Source organism: Vibrio sp. 10N.261.46.E11 (assembly GCF_041472735.1).
Taxonomy (GTDB): Bacteria; Pseudomonadota; Gammaproteobacteria; order Enterobacterales; family Vibrionaceae; genus Vibrio.
Window position 1 is genome coordinate 142,088 of sequence record NZ_JBFRQW010000020.1, and the last position, 15,896, is coordinate 157,983.

Sequence of the window (15,896 nt, forward strand, 5' to 3'; positions counted from 1 at the left end):
CGCCTTACTAAAAAGCGCGGGTGACTTTCCCTAAAATGCAGCAATGGATAGAGCTTCATCACGAAATGGGAATCAATTGTTAATCGCGGTTCATTATAACTACTTAAGTATTTATCAATACGCATTCTCTTGGTGAATATCCAAACTCCTTTAAAATCGACATTATTCAATTATCTCCTACGTAGTTCTACTTAATCCTTTGGTCTAATACGTAACTTTGCTCACGCCATGCGTGCGTGCTCTCCCTGATATCTTGTTGCCTTATCACGGTGCACTCTTATGTTGAATCATAAAAAATGCTCATAGAAAGAGTGTTAACCCAACAAAGGACGTGAACATGAGTCTCATTTCTAACTCCCTCACACGAGTTTTTAAAAACGTTGCAGTAACCGCTGCGGCTTGTTTAGCTTTGGTCGCTACTGGTGCTACAGCCGCTGATAAGGTTTACCGTTTAAAGCTTGCAGAAACGTGGGGACCAAACTTCCCAGTTTTCGGTGATGCTACGAAGAACATGGCGGCGATGGCTGAGAAGATGTCGAATGGTCGACTTCAAATCAGAATCGATTCAGCTAACAAACACAAAGCACCGCTTGGCGTTTTTGACATGGTTAAGTCTGGTCAATACGACATGGGTCACTCAGGCTCTTACTACTGGAAAGGTAAAGTTCCAAACACGCTTTACTTCACTTCTATGCCTTTCGGTATGACGCCAGCAGAACAATACGCGTGGTTCTATCATGGTGGCGGTATGGAGTTGATGGAGCAGGTTTACTCTCCACACAACTTGATGTCGTTCCCAGGTGGTAATACGGATATCCAGATGGGCGGTTGGTTTCAAAAAGAGATCAACAGCGTTGAAGATCTGCAAGGTCTGAAAATGCGAATCCCAGGCTTTGCTGGTGAGATTCTGGCTGAGCTAGGCGCTAAACCGACCAACATTGCCCCAGGTGAACTTTATACGTCTCTGGAGCGTCGCACGATTGATGCACTCGAGTGGGTAGGTCCATCACTGGATTTACGAATGGGCTTCCACAAAATCGCGCCTTACTACTACACAGGTTGGCACGAGCCGGGTTCAGAGCTTCAATTCCTAGTGAACAAACGCACGTGGAACAAGCTGCCTGAAGACCTACAAGAAATCTTACGTGTTGCAATGCGTACAGCGGCTTATGACATGTACACACAAGCTACGCACGAAAGTGGCAAGAACTGGGTTTCAATGAAAACAGAATACCCAGATGTACAAGTGAAAGATTTCCCGCCAGAGGTTATGTCTGCACTGAAAGAAGCGAACGATCGCCTACTTGCTAAGCACGCTGAAAAAGATGCCTTGGCAAAAGAGATTCAAGCTTCACAAGCAAGCTACCTAGAGCAAGTTCGTTCATGGACAGATATTTCACATAGAGCTTATTTAAATAGCCAAGCGAAATAATCGACAGTTTTTGAACTGAAGCTAAATGAACCCAAAGCTATTCTTGTTAGGTAACTAAGAGTGACTAAGCGGCGGGTTCATTTTAACCATAATAATTAAGCGGGATAAATCCTGTAATACGCCCAAGAACCCTTTCTACGTCGTGCCTATTGCTAGCTATAAACTGAATCGTTTTTAGTTGGGTTAGCTGTACAGCGCGATGTCTTTTCAAATTCCATGGAGTCGGGAATGCGAAGTCTAATTTATATTGAACGCCTGTTTAATCGTATCGGTGATGCACTGGGATGGCTTTCCAGTATGTTGTTTATTTTACTGATCGCCAACGTCGTGTATGACGTTGTCATGAGATATGCCTTCAACGATGTCTCTATCGCCTTCCAAGAGATGGAATGGCATCTGTTCTCTGCCGTTTTCCTATTAGGTGTGCCATATGCCATCAAAGCGGGTGGTCATGTTCGAGTCGACGTCTTCTATGAGCAGTTGAGCTTTAAAGCGCAAGCCATTATTGATCTGTTAGGTACGCTTATCTTCCTACTGCCGTTTTGTTTGTTGGTAGCTTGGTTTGGTATTGATGTGGCCAAAGAGAGCTATGAACTTGGTGAAACCTCAGGCGATCCGGGTGGCCTGCCGTATCGCTGGATCATCAAAGCCATGATCCCGTTGTCATTCTTCTTAATGGCACTCAGTGGCGTAGGTTTGATCCTGCATTCACTGAACAAGATTTTTAATCCGCACCTTATCCATGCAAACAATATTCATACAAAGAACAAGTAGAGGCTGAACATGATTGGAATAGTAATGTTTTTCGTAGCCTTGTTTGCACTTTTACTTGGCTTCCCGGTTGCGTTCACCTTTGGTGGTATCGCGTTAATCTTTGGCGTTTGGGCTGAGGGCATCGAAATGTTTGCCTTTATGCCATATCGAATTCAATCAATTATGGAAAATACGGTGCTGATGGCCGTTCCATTGTTTGTTTTCATGGGGCTTGTTCTACAAAAGACCAAGCTTGCTGAGCAGTTGCTTGAGTCTATGGGGCGACTGTTTGGTGGCGTTCGTGGCGGTATCGCGATTTCAACCGTATTAGTAGGTTCACTGCTTGCGGCTTCTACTGGTGTGGTTGGTGCTTCTGTTGTTGCAATGGGACTTATCTCGTTGCCAGTGATGCTCAAGTACAATTACGACAAAGGCCTAGCGTGCGGCACCATTTGTGCGTCTGGTACGTTAGGGCAAATCATTCCGCCATCCATCGTATTGATCTTGTTAGGTGATGTACTAGGTGTGCCAGTTGGGGACTTATTTCAAGCGGCGATTTGGCCGGGCGTGATGTTAGTCGGCGCGTACATTCTTTACATCTTGATATACGCCAAGCTACACCCTGAAGCAGCTCAACCTATTGAGCGAGACGATTCAATCAGCCGCAAGCAAGAAGTATTAGATGCACTTAAAGCGATTCTTCCCCCTCTCGCGTTAATCATAGTCGTACTGGGCTCTATCTTTGCGGGTGTGGCAACGCCAACAGAGTCTGCTGCATTAGGTGGCGCGGGTGCGATGGTATTGGCACTGCTGTACGGTCAATTTAGTTGGTCGATGGTGTATGACGCATCGAAAGAGACGGTGAAAGTAACGGCGATGGTATTTGCTATCTTGCTGGGTGCGACTGCGTTCTCGATGGCGTTCACTTATACCGGTGGTGATTATCTGGTTGAAGAGTGGATGCTACAGCTTCCGGGTGAGAAGTGGGGCTTCCTGATTATCACCATGTTAGTGATTTTGATTCTGGGTTTCTTCATCGATTTCGTAGAGATCTGTTTCATCATCGTACCGATCATTGCGCCGGTTGCTGAGCTAATGGGTATCAACATGACATGGTTCGCTATCCTGATTGCGATGAACCTGCAAACCTCATTCCTGACGCCGCCATTTGGTTTTAGCCTGTTTTATCTAAAAGGCGTGGCACCAAAAGGCGTCACCACGAAAGATATCTACCGCGGTGTGATGCCATTCATTCTGATTCAGATCCTCGTACTTGGATCACTTCTCGCTTTCCCTGCCTTCTATGGAATGTGAGTGACGCCAAGAATGTGAATGATATGTTTCAACGGCTATCTATAAATTGCTAAAATAAAACGGCTTATTGATGTTCAATAGGCCGTTTTTAGTGAGGAAAAGGAATGCCTCTAAAAGCTAAGCTGATTTTGCTGACGCTACTCCCGTTGCTGCTGGTAACGGCGAGCATTAGTTGGATCTCGTTACACCAAACCAAAACTTTGGGTGCGAAAGAGGTCGAGATCTTCCGAGACAGCTTAATCAAGTCGCGTGAAAACGCACTCAAGGACACAGTAGACCTCGCATTCGATGCCATTGAGCACATCTACAACGACCCTGATATCCAAGAAGCCCAAGCTAAAACAGAAGTTCGAAGCATACTGTCTAAACTTAGGTATGGGTCTGATGGTTACTTCTTTGCCTACGATCGCCACGGCACCAATTTAGTTCACCCAATCCAGCCTGAATTGATTGGTCAAAACCTACTTGAACTGCAAGACGAAGATGGCGACTTTCTGATAGAAGCCCTGTTAAGAGAAGCACAATCGGGCGGAGGATTTCACCAGTATTTATGGCAAAAGCCGTCGACGGGTGAGGTCGTGTCTAAGTTGAGTTACGCCGCTTGGTTAGAGCGTTGGGACTGGATGATTGGCACCGGTTTGTATATCGAAGATGTGCATCAAGAAGTGGCCTCGATGCAGGCTGAAATTAACAAGAATATCGAAACCACGTTCTTTTCTATTGTGGTAATTCTGAGCGTGACTGTCGCGGTTATTATCGTGCTGACCTTAGCCATTAACATGCATGAACATCGCATTGCCGATAACAATCTCAAAGAACTTGCACATAAGACGGTGATGTTTCAAGAAGACGAGAAGAAACACCTAGCGCGTGAGTTACATGATGGTATTAATCAATTATTAGTGTCGAGTCGTTGCCACTTGGAGCTACTTGGTAATAAGTTACAGAGTGAAGACTTAAAAGCGCATCTGAATAAATCACAGCATTCACTGATGCGAGCCATCGAAGAGGTGAGGCATATCTCACACCAACTTCGCCCAAGTTCATTGGATGATATTGGTTTAGAAGCGGCGTTGTCTTCATTGTTGTTAGATTTTCAGGCGCACTCGGGCATAGAAGTCGAGACCATGTTTGCTACGCAACCGGGCAAGTTGAAATCAGAAGCGGCGACGACCCTTTATCGAGTGGTACAAGAATCACTGAATAACATAGAGAAACACGCACAAGCGACCAAAGTAACTGTCATTGCGCAGCAAATTGGTAATGTACTGCAGTTACTGATTCAAGATAACGGTGTCGGTTTCAATACCTATAAAGCGATGGAAAAACGAGGGATCGGTCTGCGCAATATGAGAGAGCGAGTGGAGTTCATTGGTGGTGACTTTGAACTAATGAGTGAAATTGGCTTCGGAACAGAAATTACAGTGTTACTGACACTAGAAGGATTAGTGAATGAGTGAAGTTATTCGAGTTGTGATCGCTGATGATCACCAAGTGGTAATGGATGGCTTTATGGCGAGATTGGAACTTGAGCCAGATATTAGCGTGATCGGCACGGCCAGTAATGGGCTAGAAGCCGTCGAGATAGTGAAAACGCTGCGCCCTGATGTGGTGTTGATGGATATCAGTATGCCTATCATGAATGGCATTGACGCGACCCACCTGATTAAAGAAGAAGACCCAGAAGCAAAAGTACTGATGCTGACCATGCATAACAACCGTGAATACATCATGAAGGTGATGCAGTCGGGTGCAGTCGGCTATATGTTGAAAGAGATTTCGGCTGAAAAAATGGTGCAAGCAATCAAAACGGTCAATCAAGGCTCGACCTATTTCTGTGAAAAAGTGACGCAGAATTTGTTTACTCAGCCAATTACTCCGACGCAATCTGTGAAGAATCCATTGAGCAGACGTGAAGAAGCGGTGTTGAAATTAGTCGCGAAAGGAGAGAGTAGCAAAGAGGTCGCGAAGGCACTGAATATCAGCTATCGAACGGTAGAAACTCATAGGCAAAATATCAAGCATAAGCTCGACATTCACTCTACAGCTGAGCTTGCTAAGTACGCGGTCAGCTCCGGGCTTGTGGACTGATCTTACGCTAAATTACATTAAATGTGTAATTTAATTACTAAATGTGTAGTTTAGGCCTCCTTTATGGAGGTTTTTTTAGTATTTTTGCGACAGGTTGATATTCTTCTTTTCGAAATTTAAGCGCAGAATGCAATGTTGCAAACTGTGCGCTGCAAATTAGAGAGGAAGCATGGAGCCTGTAAAAGATAGGTATAGTATTGAAAATACCGATTATACAGTAGGACAAGATAACGTTCAGAAATGGGGTTTTGATGTTCATAACCCAGTATTTGGAATCAGTGCAGGGGCGATCATTATCTTCCTGATTGCACTTCTAGTCGCAGATCCGGAAACCGCAAAAGCGGCGCTTGATGGAATAAAATGGAAAGTCATCGGTAACTTCGATGGTTTCTTCATGTGGGCAGCCAACATCTTTGTTATTTTCTGTTTTGCCCTCATTGTCTCCCCGTATGGCAAGATACGTATTGGTGGCAATGATGCCAAAGCAGAGCACTCCAACCTATCTTGGATGTCGATGTTATTCGCCGCAGGAATGGGTATTGGCCTCATGTTTTGGGGGGTTGCAGAACCCGTTGCCTACTTCACCGGTTGGTATGAAACACCATTAAATGTCGATGCGTATTCTCCGGAAGCTGCCAAGTTGGCGTTGGGTGCGACTATTTATAACTGGGGCTTACACGGTTGGGCAATTTACGCTGTGGTCGCTTTGTCGCTTGCCTTCTTTACTTTCAATAAAGGTTTACCGCTTTCTATTCGCTCAATCTTTTACCCGCTGCTCGGTGACAGAACTTGGGGTTGGTTTGGTCATATCGTTGATATTGTCGCAGTACTAGCAACATTGTTTGGCCTTGCAACATCACTTGGCTTAGGCGCACAACAGGCAGCAAGCGGTATTAACCATGTATTTGGTACCGATGGCGGTATTGGTATGCAGCTGATTGTTATTGCAGTGGTCACTTTCTTAGCAACAATGTCAGTGGTGCGTGGTATTAATGGTGGTGTAAAGGTTCTGAGTAACGTCAATATGTTGGTTGCTTTGGGTCTGCTTATCTTCGTAACTATCGCTGGTGGTATGGCGGGCATTAAAGCCATTCCAACGGCTCTAATGGGCTATATCGAAAACTTTATTCCTCTTAGCAATCCGCATGGGCGTGATGATGAAACATGGATGCAAGGTTGGACGGTATTTTACTGGGCGTGGTGGATTTCATGGTCACCATTCGTAGGCATGTTCATCGCTCGGATCTCCAAAGGTCGTACAATTCGTGAATTCATCGTTGCAGTATTATTTATCCCGACATCAGTGATTATCATTTGGATGGCTATTTTCGGTGGCATTGCAATTGATCAGGTGGCGAATAAAGTGGGTGAGATTGGTATAAATGGTCTACAAGATATTACACTTTCTCTTTTCCATACTTATGATGCGCTGCCAATGAGTTCTGTGCTTTCTGTGGTATCGATTGGTTTGATTATGGTGTTCTTTATTACCTCTTCAGATTCTGGTTCGTTGGTTATCGATAGCATTACTTCTGGCGGTAAAGTTGATGCGCCAGTGCCACAACGTGTATTTTGGGCGTTAATAGGCGGCGCGATTGCGGCGGTTTTACTGTGGGTAGGCGGTACTGAATCTATCCAAGCATTACAAGCTGGAACGGTCTCAATGGCACTACCATTTGCTTTCATATTATTGCTTATGTGCCTAAGTTTATTGTTAGGTCTACGTACTGAAAATCAATTGGTCAAGCATCAAAATGCTTTGAGTTAAAAGTATTTATTAAGGAAAGGTCGACTTGGTCGGCCTTTTTTTCGTCATAAATTCGAATAATAACGTCTATTTTGTTTGAAAGTTAATCGAACCGATTCTGGTTTACTGAAAACAATAAGTTAACCTGCTAAACTTCAGACATCCAAGTATTTGAATTATTGTGACAACAGCTTGTACTGCTTGGATCGTGTGTTCGAGTTTGTGATTCAGTCACAGGAAAGTAAGGGATATGAGGTCAACAGACCTTATAAGTATTCCGTAGAGAGGAATAATGACTAAAGGTATAGATAAATACAGTATCGACAGTACAGATTACACTGTTGGTCAAGATAACGTCCAAAAATGGGGTTTTGACGTACATAACCCAGTATTTGGAATTAGTGCAGGACTGATCACTTTGTTTTTGATCGGTGTGCTGCTTACAGATACAGCTTCAGCCAAGGCGGCACTGGATGGTGTTAAATGGCAAATTATCAACTCTTTTGATTGGCTGTTCATTTGGTCTGGTAATATTTTCGTAATTTTTTGCTTGGGCTTGATTGTTTCTCCGTTTGGTAAAATACGCCTTGGTGGTGTTGATGCAACGGCAGATTACTCATTCATGTCTTGGCTATCGATGCTGTTTGCAGCCGGTATGGGTATCGGTCTAATGTTCTGGAGTGTGGCAGAGCCAGCGGCTTACTACACAGGTTGGTATGAAACGCCACTGGGTGTAGAACCGAATACACCAGAAGCTGCTAAGTTAGCGCTAGGTGCAACCATGTATCACTGGGGTTTACACCCTTGGGCAATTTATGGTGTTGTAGCGCTTTCACTGGCTTTCTTCTCTTACAACAAGGGACTACCGCTTTCAATTCGTTCTATCTTCTACCCAATCTTGGGTGATAGAGCGTGGGGCTGGGCTGGTCACATCGTTGATATTCTTGCTGTACTTGCAACCCTGTTTGGTTTGGCGACATCGCTTGGCCTTGGTGCACAACAAGCAGCAAGTGGTATTCAACATGTATTCGGAATTGAGGCAGGCTTAGGGTTACAAGTCATTGTTATTACAGTAGTAACTTTGCTAGCGGTCGTATCCGTACTTCGTGGCATTGATGGTGGCGTTAAAGTTATCAGTAACATCAATATGTTGGTTGCTTTCTTACTGCTGATCTTAGTCGCGCTAATCGGCTACGCAGTGACTCTAGGTTCAATCCCTACAACATTGATGGCATACATCGATAACATCATTCCATTGAGTAACCCTCACGGTCGTGAAGATGAAGCTTGGTTACACGGTTGGACTGTATTCTACTGGGCTTGGTGGATTTCATGGTCACCATTCGTAGGTATGTTTATCGCGCGTGTTTCTAAAGGCCGTACGGTTCGTGAGTTCATTACAGCGGTTCTGATTGTTCCAACGACAGTGACTATCATTTGGATGTCAGTATTTGGTGGCATGGCGATTGATCAAATAGTGAATAACGTAGGTACTCTTGGTAAAGAAGGTCTAACCGATGTATCACTAGCAATGTTCCAAATGTTTGATGTATTGCCACTTGGTACGCTGCTATCAATTATCGCGGTTGTATTGGTTCTCGTATTCTTTATTACATCGTCTGACTCGGGCTCTTTAGTCATCGACAGTATTACCGCGGGTGGTAAAGTTGATACGCCAGTGCCTCAACGCGTATTCTGGGCGTTCCTTGAAGGTGCGATTGCAGTAGCTCTATTATGGGTTGGCGGTACTGAAGCCGTTCAAGCTCTGCAAGCGGGTGCAATCTCAACAGCATTGCCATTCACCATCATTCTATTGTTGATGTGTGTAAGCTTGCTAATGGGTATGCGAACAGAGAAAAGATAGACTACCTACTATTCGATTTTTTGATTCGGCTACAAAGTAAAACAAAAGGCAGAAGAGGAAACTCTCCTGCCTTTTTGTATCTATTTTACAGCCTGTAAAACTGTATATGTCGTAGAAGTTGACGTTGAAATTACGCCTTGAATTTGGCGAAGAGTCAAGCAATTGGCGAAAGATAAATTTTTGGTTTTATTGCAAATATAATGTGATGTCAAACTGTGAAATAGCTCGAATCGTTTACTTAAATTGAGTAGTATTCGCTAGATTTTCCAACACTCGTGAAACTTACTAATGAAATTAACACTTAAGCAGAAATTGATAGGTGCTAGCCTATCTGCTGTTATCCTCATGGCAACGGCCTTGACTTGGTTATCAGCAAACCAATTATTTGAAGAGACTCGTAATGGCGTATACCAACGAGCAGAAAGCGTATCTGAAGCAGCATCTGAAGGGATTAAAAACTGGATTGAGATTCGAACCGATATCGCATCTGCGTTCAATGATTTCTCTAGAGAAAGTGATGTTGTTCCCTTCCTTAAACAAGCTCGTGTAGCGGGTGGCTTTGACGATATCTTTTTAGGTACTCCAGAAGGCGGAATGTACCGTTCACATCCTGAACGTAATCGTGCAGATTACGATCCTCGTCAACGCCCTTGGTATCAGGAAGCAAACGCAGCCGGTAAGCAAATTATTACAACCGCTTATCAAGATGCTATTACCCAAGCGCTTCTAGTTACGATTGCTGAACCTGTTCGTCATAACGGTAAGCTTGTTGGTGTTGTTGGTGCAGATGTACTTATCGATCAACTCGTCAACGATGTTATCAGCTTAGATGTTGGTGACAATGCTTACGCAATGCTAATAGATGCGTCAGACGGCACATTTCTAGCACACCCAGACTCAGCACTGAGCCTGAAGCCTGTGAGCCAACTTTCAAGCGATATCTCTATGCCTATTATAGAGAATGCAGTTAGTACGGGTCGTATTGAGATGATTAAAGAGCGCGGTGCAGAGAAGCTTCTTTACTTTACTAATGTACCGAACACTAACTGGATTTTTGCGGTTCAGATGGACAAAGCAACAGAAGAAGCGAATCACTCAATACTTCTTACGCAACTCATTACTACAGCGGTTGTGATTACTCTGATCGTTATCGTGTTGGTTTCTATGTTGGTTAGTTTCCTATTCCGTGACTTAAACCGCGTATCAGCGGCACTTGAAGAAATTGCTTCAGGCGAAGGTGACTTAACTCAACGTCTTGAGCTTAAAAGTGATGACGAAATTGGTAAACTTGCGGCTAATTTCAACCATTTTGTGAGCAACATGCACACCATGGTACTCAAGCTAAGTGAAGTGTCTGCTGCGTTGGGTAACCAAGCTCGTCAAACGGCTTCTCAAGCTGAAGAGCGTAGCGCTCGCATTCAGATGCAACAAGACGAAATCAATATGGTAGCAACCGCCGTAAATGAAATGGCAGCAGCTACACAAGAGATTGCGGGTAACGCTGATCAAACTGCACAGAATTCATCTGAAGCAGTTGGCGCATGTGAGCACGGCACGGGTCAAGTGACACAAACTCAAAGCTCAATTCAAAATCTTGCACAAGAAGTTCAAATCGCAACAAACGTGATTCTAGAGCTTGAAGAGCATGGCAATAGCATCAACGCTATCTTGTCTAATATTCAAGGCATTGCGGAACAAACTAACTTACTTGCACTTAACGCCGCGATTGAAGCGGCACGTGCTGGTGAACAAGGTCGTGGCTTCGCGGTTGTTGCTGATGAAGTTCGTGTTCTGAGCCAACGTACACACGGCTCAACGCAAGAAATTCAACAAACTATCGAGTTGCTACAAGGTACGACCGGCAAAGCGGTGAGCATCATGAACGATAGCCGAGCGCTTGCTGAAACCAGTGTTGATGACTCAAACTCAGCGGCTGCAAGCTTAACGCAAATTCACTCAGCAGTTGAACGCATCAGTGATATGGCGACTCAAATCGCTTCTGCTGCAGAAGAGCAAGCGTCAGTAACGTCTGAGATTACTCGTAACACTGAAGGAATCCGTGACGTATCTAACGAGCTAGCAGATGAAGCGCACCAAGCTGCAGAACAAGCTGCTCAGCTTTCTGAACTGTCAAATGAACTAGAAAATGAAATCAGCCGTTTTAAGCTGTAATTATAGTTAGATAGTTAGATAGTTAGATAGTTAGATAGTTAGTTAAATAGATAGATAGATAGATAAAACGAAGCCCCAACTTAGGTTGGGGCTTTTTTATGTTTGTTCTTCAAATATCAAATATTCAAAAAGCGTGAAATTTATTTGAATTCAAATTTACCCCTCATGATTGCCCAGTGACCAGGGAAAGAACAAATATAGGAGTAATCGCCGCCCGCTTTCATCTTTTCGGTGCTGAAGGTAACAGAGGTGGATTCACCTCCGCCGATAATTCGTGTAAATGCATAAACACGTTTGTCATTAGGCTTAACATAGTTGTTGTCAATGCCTGCTGACATGCCATCGATCCCAACGGCTTGGAATAACGCAGTATCTGTTATCACAATATTGTGTCCCATGGATTGTGCAGGAAGGGAACCTGTGTGGTTTAGCGTCACTTTTACTTCCTTGCAACTGGCAGGGACACTCAATATATCGATCGAAAACTTCATTTGATCACTGGCATCAATCGATACCTCACATTCTGAACTGGCCTAAGCGGTAAAACTTGCACCAATAAGCACTATCGTTGCTGTGATTAATCGTAAAGACATACGTTATTATCCATTGTTTTTTGGGAGGTTATTCTTTTAGAGTTATCGATACGTAATATTGTAGAAAAGTGATCATAGTGATGCTATCCCGCTGCAATAATATAACGACGGGCTGCTTTCTTCTAAAAAACATTCCGACACGTACGATGAATTTGTGTTAGAGGCGAGATAAACACCTCTAACCTGACGATAGGTTTTAAGGCTGTGCTTTGGAATCACAACATTCGGAAAGTGTGCTGACATAAATTAACCGAGTTAGGAACATAGGCATCATTTCGAATTTTTTCAAAGGGTATTGATAAATATAAGCCAAGCTCATGGAATTGCGAGTTATTCGCCTAATTGTCGCTCGGTGGCTTTTGGAAAAGAAGAGGGGGGGGATTAAGTCGCAAAGGACAGCAAGCAAGATACGCAAAAATGACTTGAATATTGGACATTCAATCATTTTAGCGACCTGCTTGTCATCGAGTCTCTCGTTAGTCGTTAAGAACCGAAATCGATTCGACGTTGGAAGATGCATCGAATCGTACATTGACCAACACACTTTCGCGTTCAAAAGTCACATCATCAAAATCAGTGGCTGCGATCTTGAATCCATTCCTTGCGAATAAACTTGTCACTGTTGTTCGTTGTTTCTGTTCCATGGCGCTTGTCAGTAGTTCGTTCATTGTCATCTCCATTAAGTAACCGTGTGCATAATGTAAGCGTACAGGCTCTATGTTATGAGATCAATTGCTTAATTGAGAAGCTGTGTTGATATGTTCAATTGAATGATTTTGGCATTCCCCAAAGCAATGGATAAGAGAAGGTGTGGTCATGTTACCTATGATTATTATGGCGTAATGTGACCACCGTTCAGTATAATATTTGGATAGAAATTTATTTAAAAAATTCAATGTAATTAGTGGTTACAAATCGAACTAGTGTGGTTTGTGGTTTGTGGTTTTACGTTTTTTCGAAATTACTTTGTATTGGTTCAGGTTATTGCGATGTCGCATCTTCGGCATCCTGTTTTAATCTTTAGCCATAAACTGACTTGATGACTTGATGACTTGATGACTTGATGGATTAGTAATTCTGCCGTTGCTTTTTGGATGTTGGGTTTTTGCAATTTAAGCGATAAGTCTTTGATCTAATGAGCAAGAAGGAACGTATTTCTGTTCGTTTAATTGAAGATGAGCAGGTAATGATGTTATCTAAAGAGACTGAATCAAGAATTATTGAAATGGCGTGGGAAGACAGAACGCCGTTTGAAGCAATAGAATTGCAATTTGGTTTAAATGAATCAGAGGTGATTCGCTTGATGCGCAGTCGTTTGAAGCTTGGCAGTTTCAAGTTGTGGCGTACTCGCGTTTCTGGTCGCTCTACCAAGCACGTAAAACTTCGTAGTTCAGATGTATCTAGAGGTTATTGCCCAACTCAGTATAAGCATCGTTAAATTGATACTTACGTAGATTTGTAGCTTCAATGGATATCCCTGTATGGAAAAGACAGGTGGCGTGATGCACTGGACTCACAAAGACTCTCGGAGTCACCATGCTCATGACTGGCTGAAGCATAATGGAAAAATATACGAGTAGACGACACTTGGCATGCTGAATCTACGCTCGCCTCGCTTTCTGATTATTTTGAATTCCTCATTTGGGTCTCACTTATATTTGCCCTAATAGACGAGAGGGCCGAAATATCGGCTCTCTCTTATTGGTTCTAGATACCTTTATTTGTAAGCTAGCTTCGCTTGGTTATTTTTACATTAAACCCAACGGGAGACATCGTGAACGCAAACTGTTCAACCACAGTTTCAGGGGCTTGTTGTGGCTCAATGCTGAATTCTTTAAACAATGTATGAAAGGCGAGTTTTATTTCCATCATGGCCAATGAGCGCCCAGGACATAGCCTTGCTCCTCCACCAAACGGCTGAAGGTTAGAGAACGAAGCGCCATCTTTTTCTACCCAACGATTCGGGTTAAACGTTCTTGGATCTTCAAATAAGTCAGGGTCAAAACCATTCGCGTGTAGCATTACAAAAACAGGCGTGCCTTTTTTTACTTCGATGTCACCAATCTTAGTGTCTCGTGTGGGTTCCAAATAAAGTTGTGGTGCTACCGGCTTTAATCGCATCGCTTCATACATCACAGCTGTCATATAAGGTGTTCGAGGAAGCGGCCATTCTAAGACCTTTCTATTACCAAGGGCGTCAAGTTCATCTTGTAAGGCCAACTCACTACTGCGATTGCCGCTGACTAAGAACGCCATCCATGCCAGTGTATTCGCTGTGGTATCCTCACCCGCTAATAGAAGGGTAATAGCATTAGCCATAATATCTTGGTCAGTTAACGAGGAATCTTGCTCCTGTTCCAATAACATGATTTGCAGCATGTTCTCTGGTGAGTCTTTAAGGTTTGGTTCGCTAATCAGCCGAGCTCGTTGTTTTTCAATACATCCAGAAACAAAACGCCCAATCTCTTCCAAGCTGGCATCAAACTGCTTGTCTTTTCTTGTTTTGAAAAAACGCCATAATGGAATTGGAGACTTACAACGTTGGTTTATGACCGGAAAAACGTCTTGTAAGCTTTTACCTAACGGCGTAGTCGTTTGTTCGATCGAGTTAAAGTCTTCCCCGAACGCTAGCAGAGAAGTCACATCAACCGTGTATTTTTTAAATTCAGCAACTAATTCAACCACTTCTCCTGATTCCGCTAGCATTTCAAAGTGCTTTCCTAGGCGCTCTGTAATCACGCTTAACTGAGGGTGAAAATGTTTAAGGTGACTCGGCTGAAACATAGGTTCTGTTAATTTTCGTTGATGCTTCCAACGTTCTTCTTCAGCAGAGAATATGCCATTAAGACCAGCTTCATCGAATACACTTTCGATGCTTTTTAAGCGGCGAAACTCATCTGGTCTCGATTTCAACACTGACTTGATTTGAGCTGCATCAGACAATACAAGTACATCTTTCATGCCTAGTTTTAAACGAAAATGAGCACCATACTCTTTAATCCAACACAACATTTGCTGATGAACATTGGACTTTTTTAAATAGCTCACATGTCCTAAAACACCAGAAGTGGGTGGCATTGGTAGTTGCTCAATTCGCTTCATTTTCATTTCCTTATGTATATCATTGATGGCGCGTAACAATACTGAAGTTACGGCTAGAGCGATAAGTAAAAGTAAGCATGTAATTTAACAAGTTTTATGATTCTGTAAGTAAAGGTATGTAAGTGAGGTATTCTCCGCTAAGTTTACGAAACCTCGGGACCGGAGATTCCCTGACAATTACTTAACGAATATTTTTGACAGTGGACTAATTACGCCGTTGGCACCTCTATCTATGATGTGGGTATATATTTGCGTTGTTTTTAGATCGGCGTGTCCAAGTTGTTCTTGAACTGTTCTAATATCAGCACCGCTTTGAAGAAGGTGCGTAGCAAATGAATGCCTTAAAGTATGGCAGGAGATGTCTTTCTCAATGTCGGCTTTTTTGCTAGCTACCTTAATGTGTTTTTGTAGTGCTGTTGGATGTGTTATGTCGAGTAAGCGAGTTGATAGCGACGCACAGTAATTTATTAGAGGAAGCCGCTAGTAAGAGATGGGTTGTGTACAGTAAACCTGTACTTCAGGATCCCACAGCGGTAGTGGGTTATTTATCTCGGTATTGCAATCGTATTGGGTTAAATCCCAACCAATTAAGTTATAACGTGGATGGCCGTATCACGATGAGTTACAAAGACTACCGAACCAATGGGACGCAAAGAATGTGTTGTAATACGGGCGAGTTACTTCGACGCTTACTTTTACATGTGTTGCCTAAAGGGCTGATGCGAATACGCTACTATGGCTTTTTAGCTAATGCGGTACGGGTAAAAGCGATAGCGGAAATTAGGCATAGCTTGCAAGAGCGACCCGCAGAGAAATCGGAAGTGCTGA

General features: G+C 43.3%; 13 protein-coding genes and 2 pseudogenes. 11 read left to right on the plus strand and 4 right to left on the minus strand.

What is annotated here, in order from left to right:
* The first annotated feature begins 337 nt into the window (after nucleotides 1-337).
* The 8 genes from AB4407_RS07535 to AB4407_RS07570 all read left to right on the plus strand — a co-directional run bounded on the left by AB4407_RS07535 (nucleotide 338) and on the right by AB4407_RS07570 (nucleotide 11,373).
* Complete coding sequence (locus AB4407_RS07535) at nucleotides 338-1,432, plus strand: TRAP transporter substrate-binding protein (protein ID WP_009847138.1); 1,095 nt, start codon at nucleotides 338-340, stop codon at nucleotides 1,430-1,432.
* Between the two features lie 228 nt (nucleotides 1,433-1,660).
* Nucleotides 1,661-2,206, plus strand: a complete 546-nt coding sequence (locus AB4407_RS07540; RefSeq protein WP_017060958.1) for a TRAP transporter small permease subunit — start codon at nucleotides 1,661-1,663, stop codon at nucleotides 2,204-2,206.
* 9 nt (nucleotides 2,207-2,215) lie between these two features.
* A complete protein-coding gene (locus AB4407_RS07545) occupies nucleotides 2,216-3,499 on the plus strand; it encodes a TRAP transporter large permease subunit (protein WP_048664743.1) in 1,284 nt (427 codons plus the stop codon).
* 104 nt (nucleotides 3,500-3,603) lie between these two features.
* Nucleotides 3,604-4,959 (plus strand): cache domain-containing protein, encoded by a 1,356-nt coding sequence (locus AB4407_RS07550; protein ID WP_372119996.1) that lies wholly within the window; start codon nucleotides 3,604-3,606, stop codon nucleotides 4,957-4,959.
* On the plus strand, nucleotides 4,952-5,590 hold the full coding sequence (locus AB4407_RS07555) for a response regulator transcription factor (RefSeq protein ID WP_176680967.1): 639 nt from the start codon (nucleotides 4,952-4,954) through the stop codon (nucleotides 5,588-5,590). The genes AB4407_RS07550 and AB4407_RS07555 overlap by 8 nt, the downstream gene beginning before the upstream one ends.
* 169 nt (nucleotides 5,591-5,759) lie before the next feature.
* The gene (locus AB4407_RS07560; RefSeq protein WP_372119999.1) at nucleotides 5,760-7,358 is read left to right on the plus strand and encodes a BCCT family transporter; all 1,599 of its coding nucleotides are present in this window, start codon (nucleotides 5,760-5,762) and stop codon (nucleotides 7,356-7,358) included.
* A gap of 271 nt (nucleotides 7,359-7,629) precedes the next feature.
* Nucleotides 7,630-9,201, plus strand: a complete 1,572-nt coding sequence (locus tag AB4407_RS07565; RefSeq protein WP_372120001.1) for a BCCT family transporter — start codon at nucleotides 7,630-7,632, stop codon at nucleotides 9,199-9,201.
* A gap of 288 nt (nucleotides 9,202-9,489) precedes the next feature.
* Complete coding sequence (locus AB4407_RS07570) at nucleotides 9,490-11,373, plus strand: methyl-accepting chemotaxis protein (RefSeq protein ID WP_372120003.1); 1,884 nt, start codon at nucleotides 9,490-9,492, stop codon at nucleotides 11,371-11,373.
* Nucleotides 11,374-11,513: 140 nt separating this feature from the next.
* Here AB4407_RS07570 and azu read toward each other — a convergent pair.
* Both azu and AB4407_RS07580 read right to left on the minus strand, forming a co-directional pair.
* Nucleotides 11,514-11,966, minus strand: a pseudogene (gene azu / locus AB4407_RS07575) (azurin).
* Nucleotides 11,967-12,442: 476 nt separating this feature from the next.
* The gene (locus tag AB4407_RS07580; RefSeq protein WP_009847119.1) at nucleotides 12,443-12,634 is read right to left on the minus strand and encodes a hypothetical protein; all 192 of its coding nucleotides are present in this window, start codon (nucleotides 12,632-12,634) and stop codon (nucleotides 12,443-12,445) included.
* A 518-nt stretch (nucleotides 12,635-13,152) separates the two neighbouring features.
* On the opposite strand from AB4407_RS07580, the gene AB4407_RS07585 reads away from it, so the two are divergent.
* Together AB4407_RS07585 and AB4407_RS07590 are read left to right on the plus strand one after the other, a co-directional pair.
* Nucleotides 13,153-13,404, plus strand: coding sequence for a TIGR03643 family protein (locus AB4407_RS07585; protein ID WP_139686244.1), 252 nt, complete (start codon nucleotides 13,153-13,155; stop codon nucleotides 13,402-13,404).
* A 16-nt stretch (nucleotides 13,405-13,420) separates the two neighbouring features.
* Complete coding sequence (locus tag AB4407_RS07590) at nucleotides 13,421-13,546, plus strand: DUF3465 domain-containing protein (protein ID WP_372120009.1); 126 nt, start codon at nucleotides 13,421-13,423, stop codon at nucleotides 13,544-13,546.
* Nucleotides 13,547-13,694: 148 nt separating this feature from the next.
* Here the strand turns inward: AB4407_RS07590 and AB4407_RS07595 are convergent, their stop codons facing one another.
* Nucleotides 13,695-15,068 carry a cytochrome P450 gene (locus AB4407_RS07595; protein WP_372120005.1) on the minus strand — a complete coding sequence of 458 codons (1,374 nt, stop codon included), beginning with the start codon at nucleotides 15,066-15,068 and terminating at the stop codon, nucleotides 13,695-13,697.
* A 177-nt stretch (nucleotides 15,069-15,245) separates the two neighbouring features.
* Nucleotides 15,246-15,491, minus strand: a pseudogene (locus AB4407_RS07600) (tyrosine-type recombinase/integrase); the annotation flags it as partial.
* A 74-nt stretch (nucleotides 15,492-15,565) separates the two neighbouring features.
* Between AB4407_RS07600 and AB4407_RS07605 the strand changes: the two are divergent.
* Nucleotides 15,566-15,896, plus strand: a 331-nt coding sequence (locus tag AB4407_RS07605) for a transposase (protein ID WP_372120007.1), incomplete at its 3' end; no start/stop codon positions are given.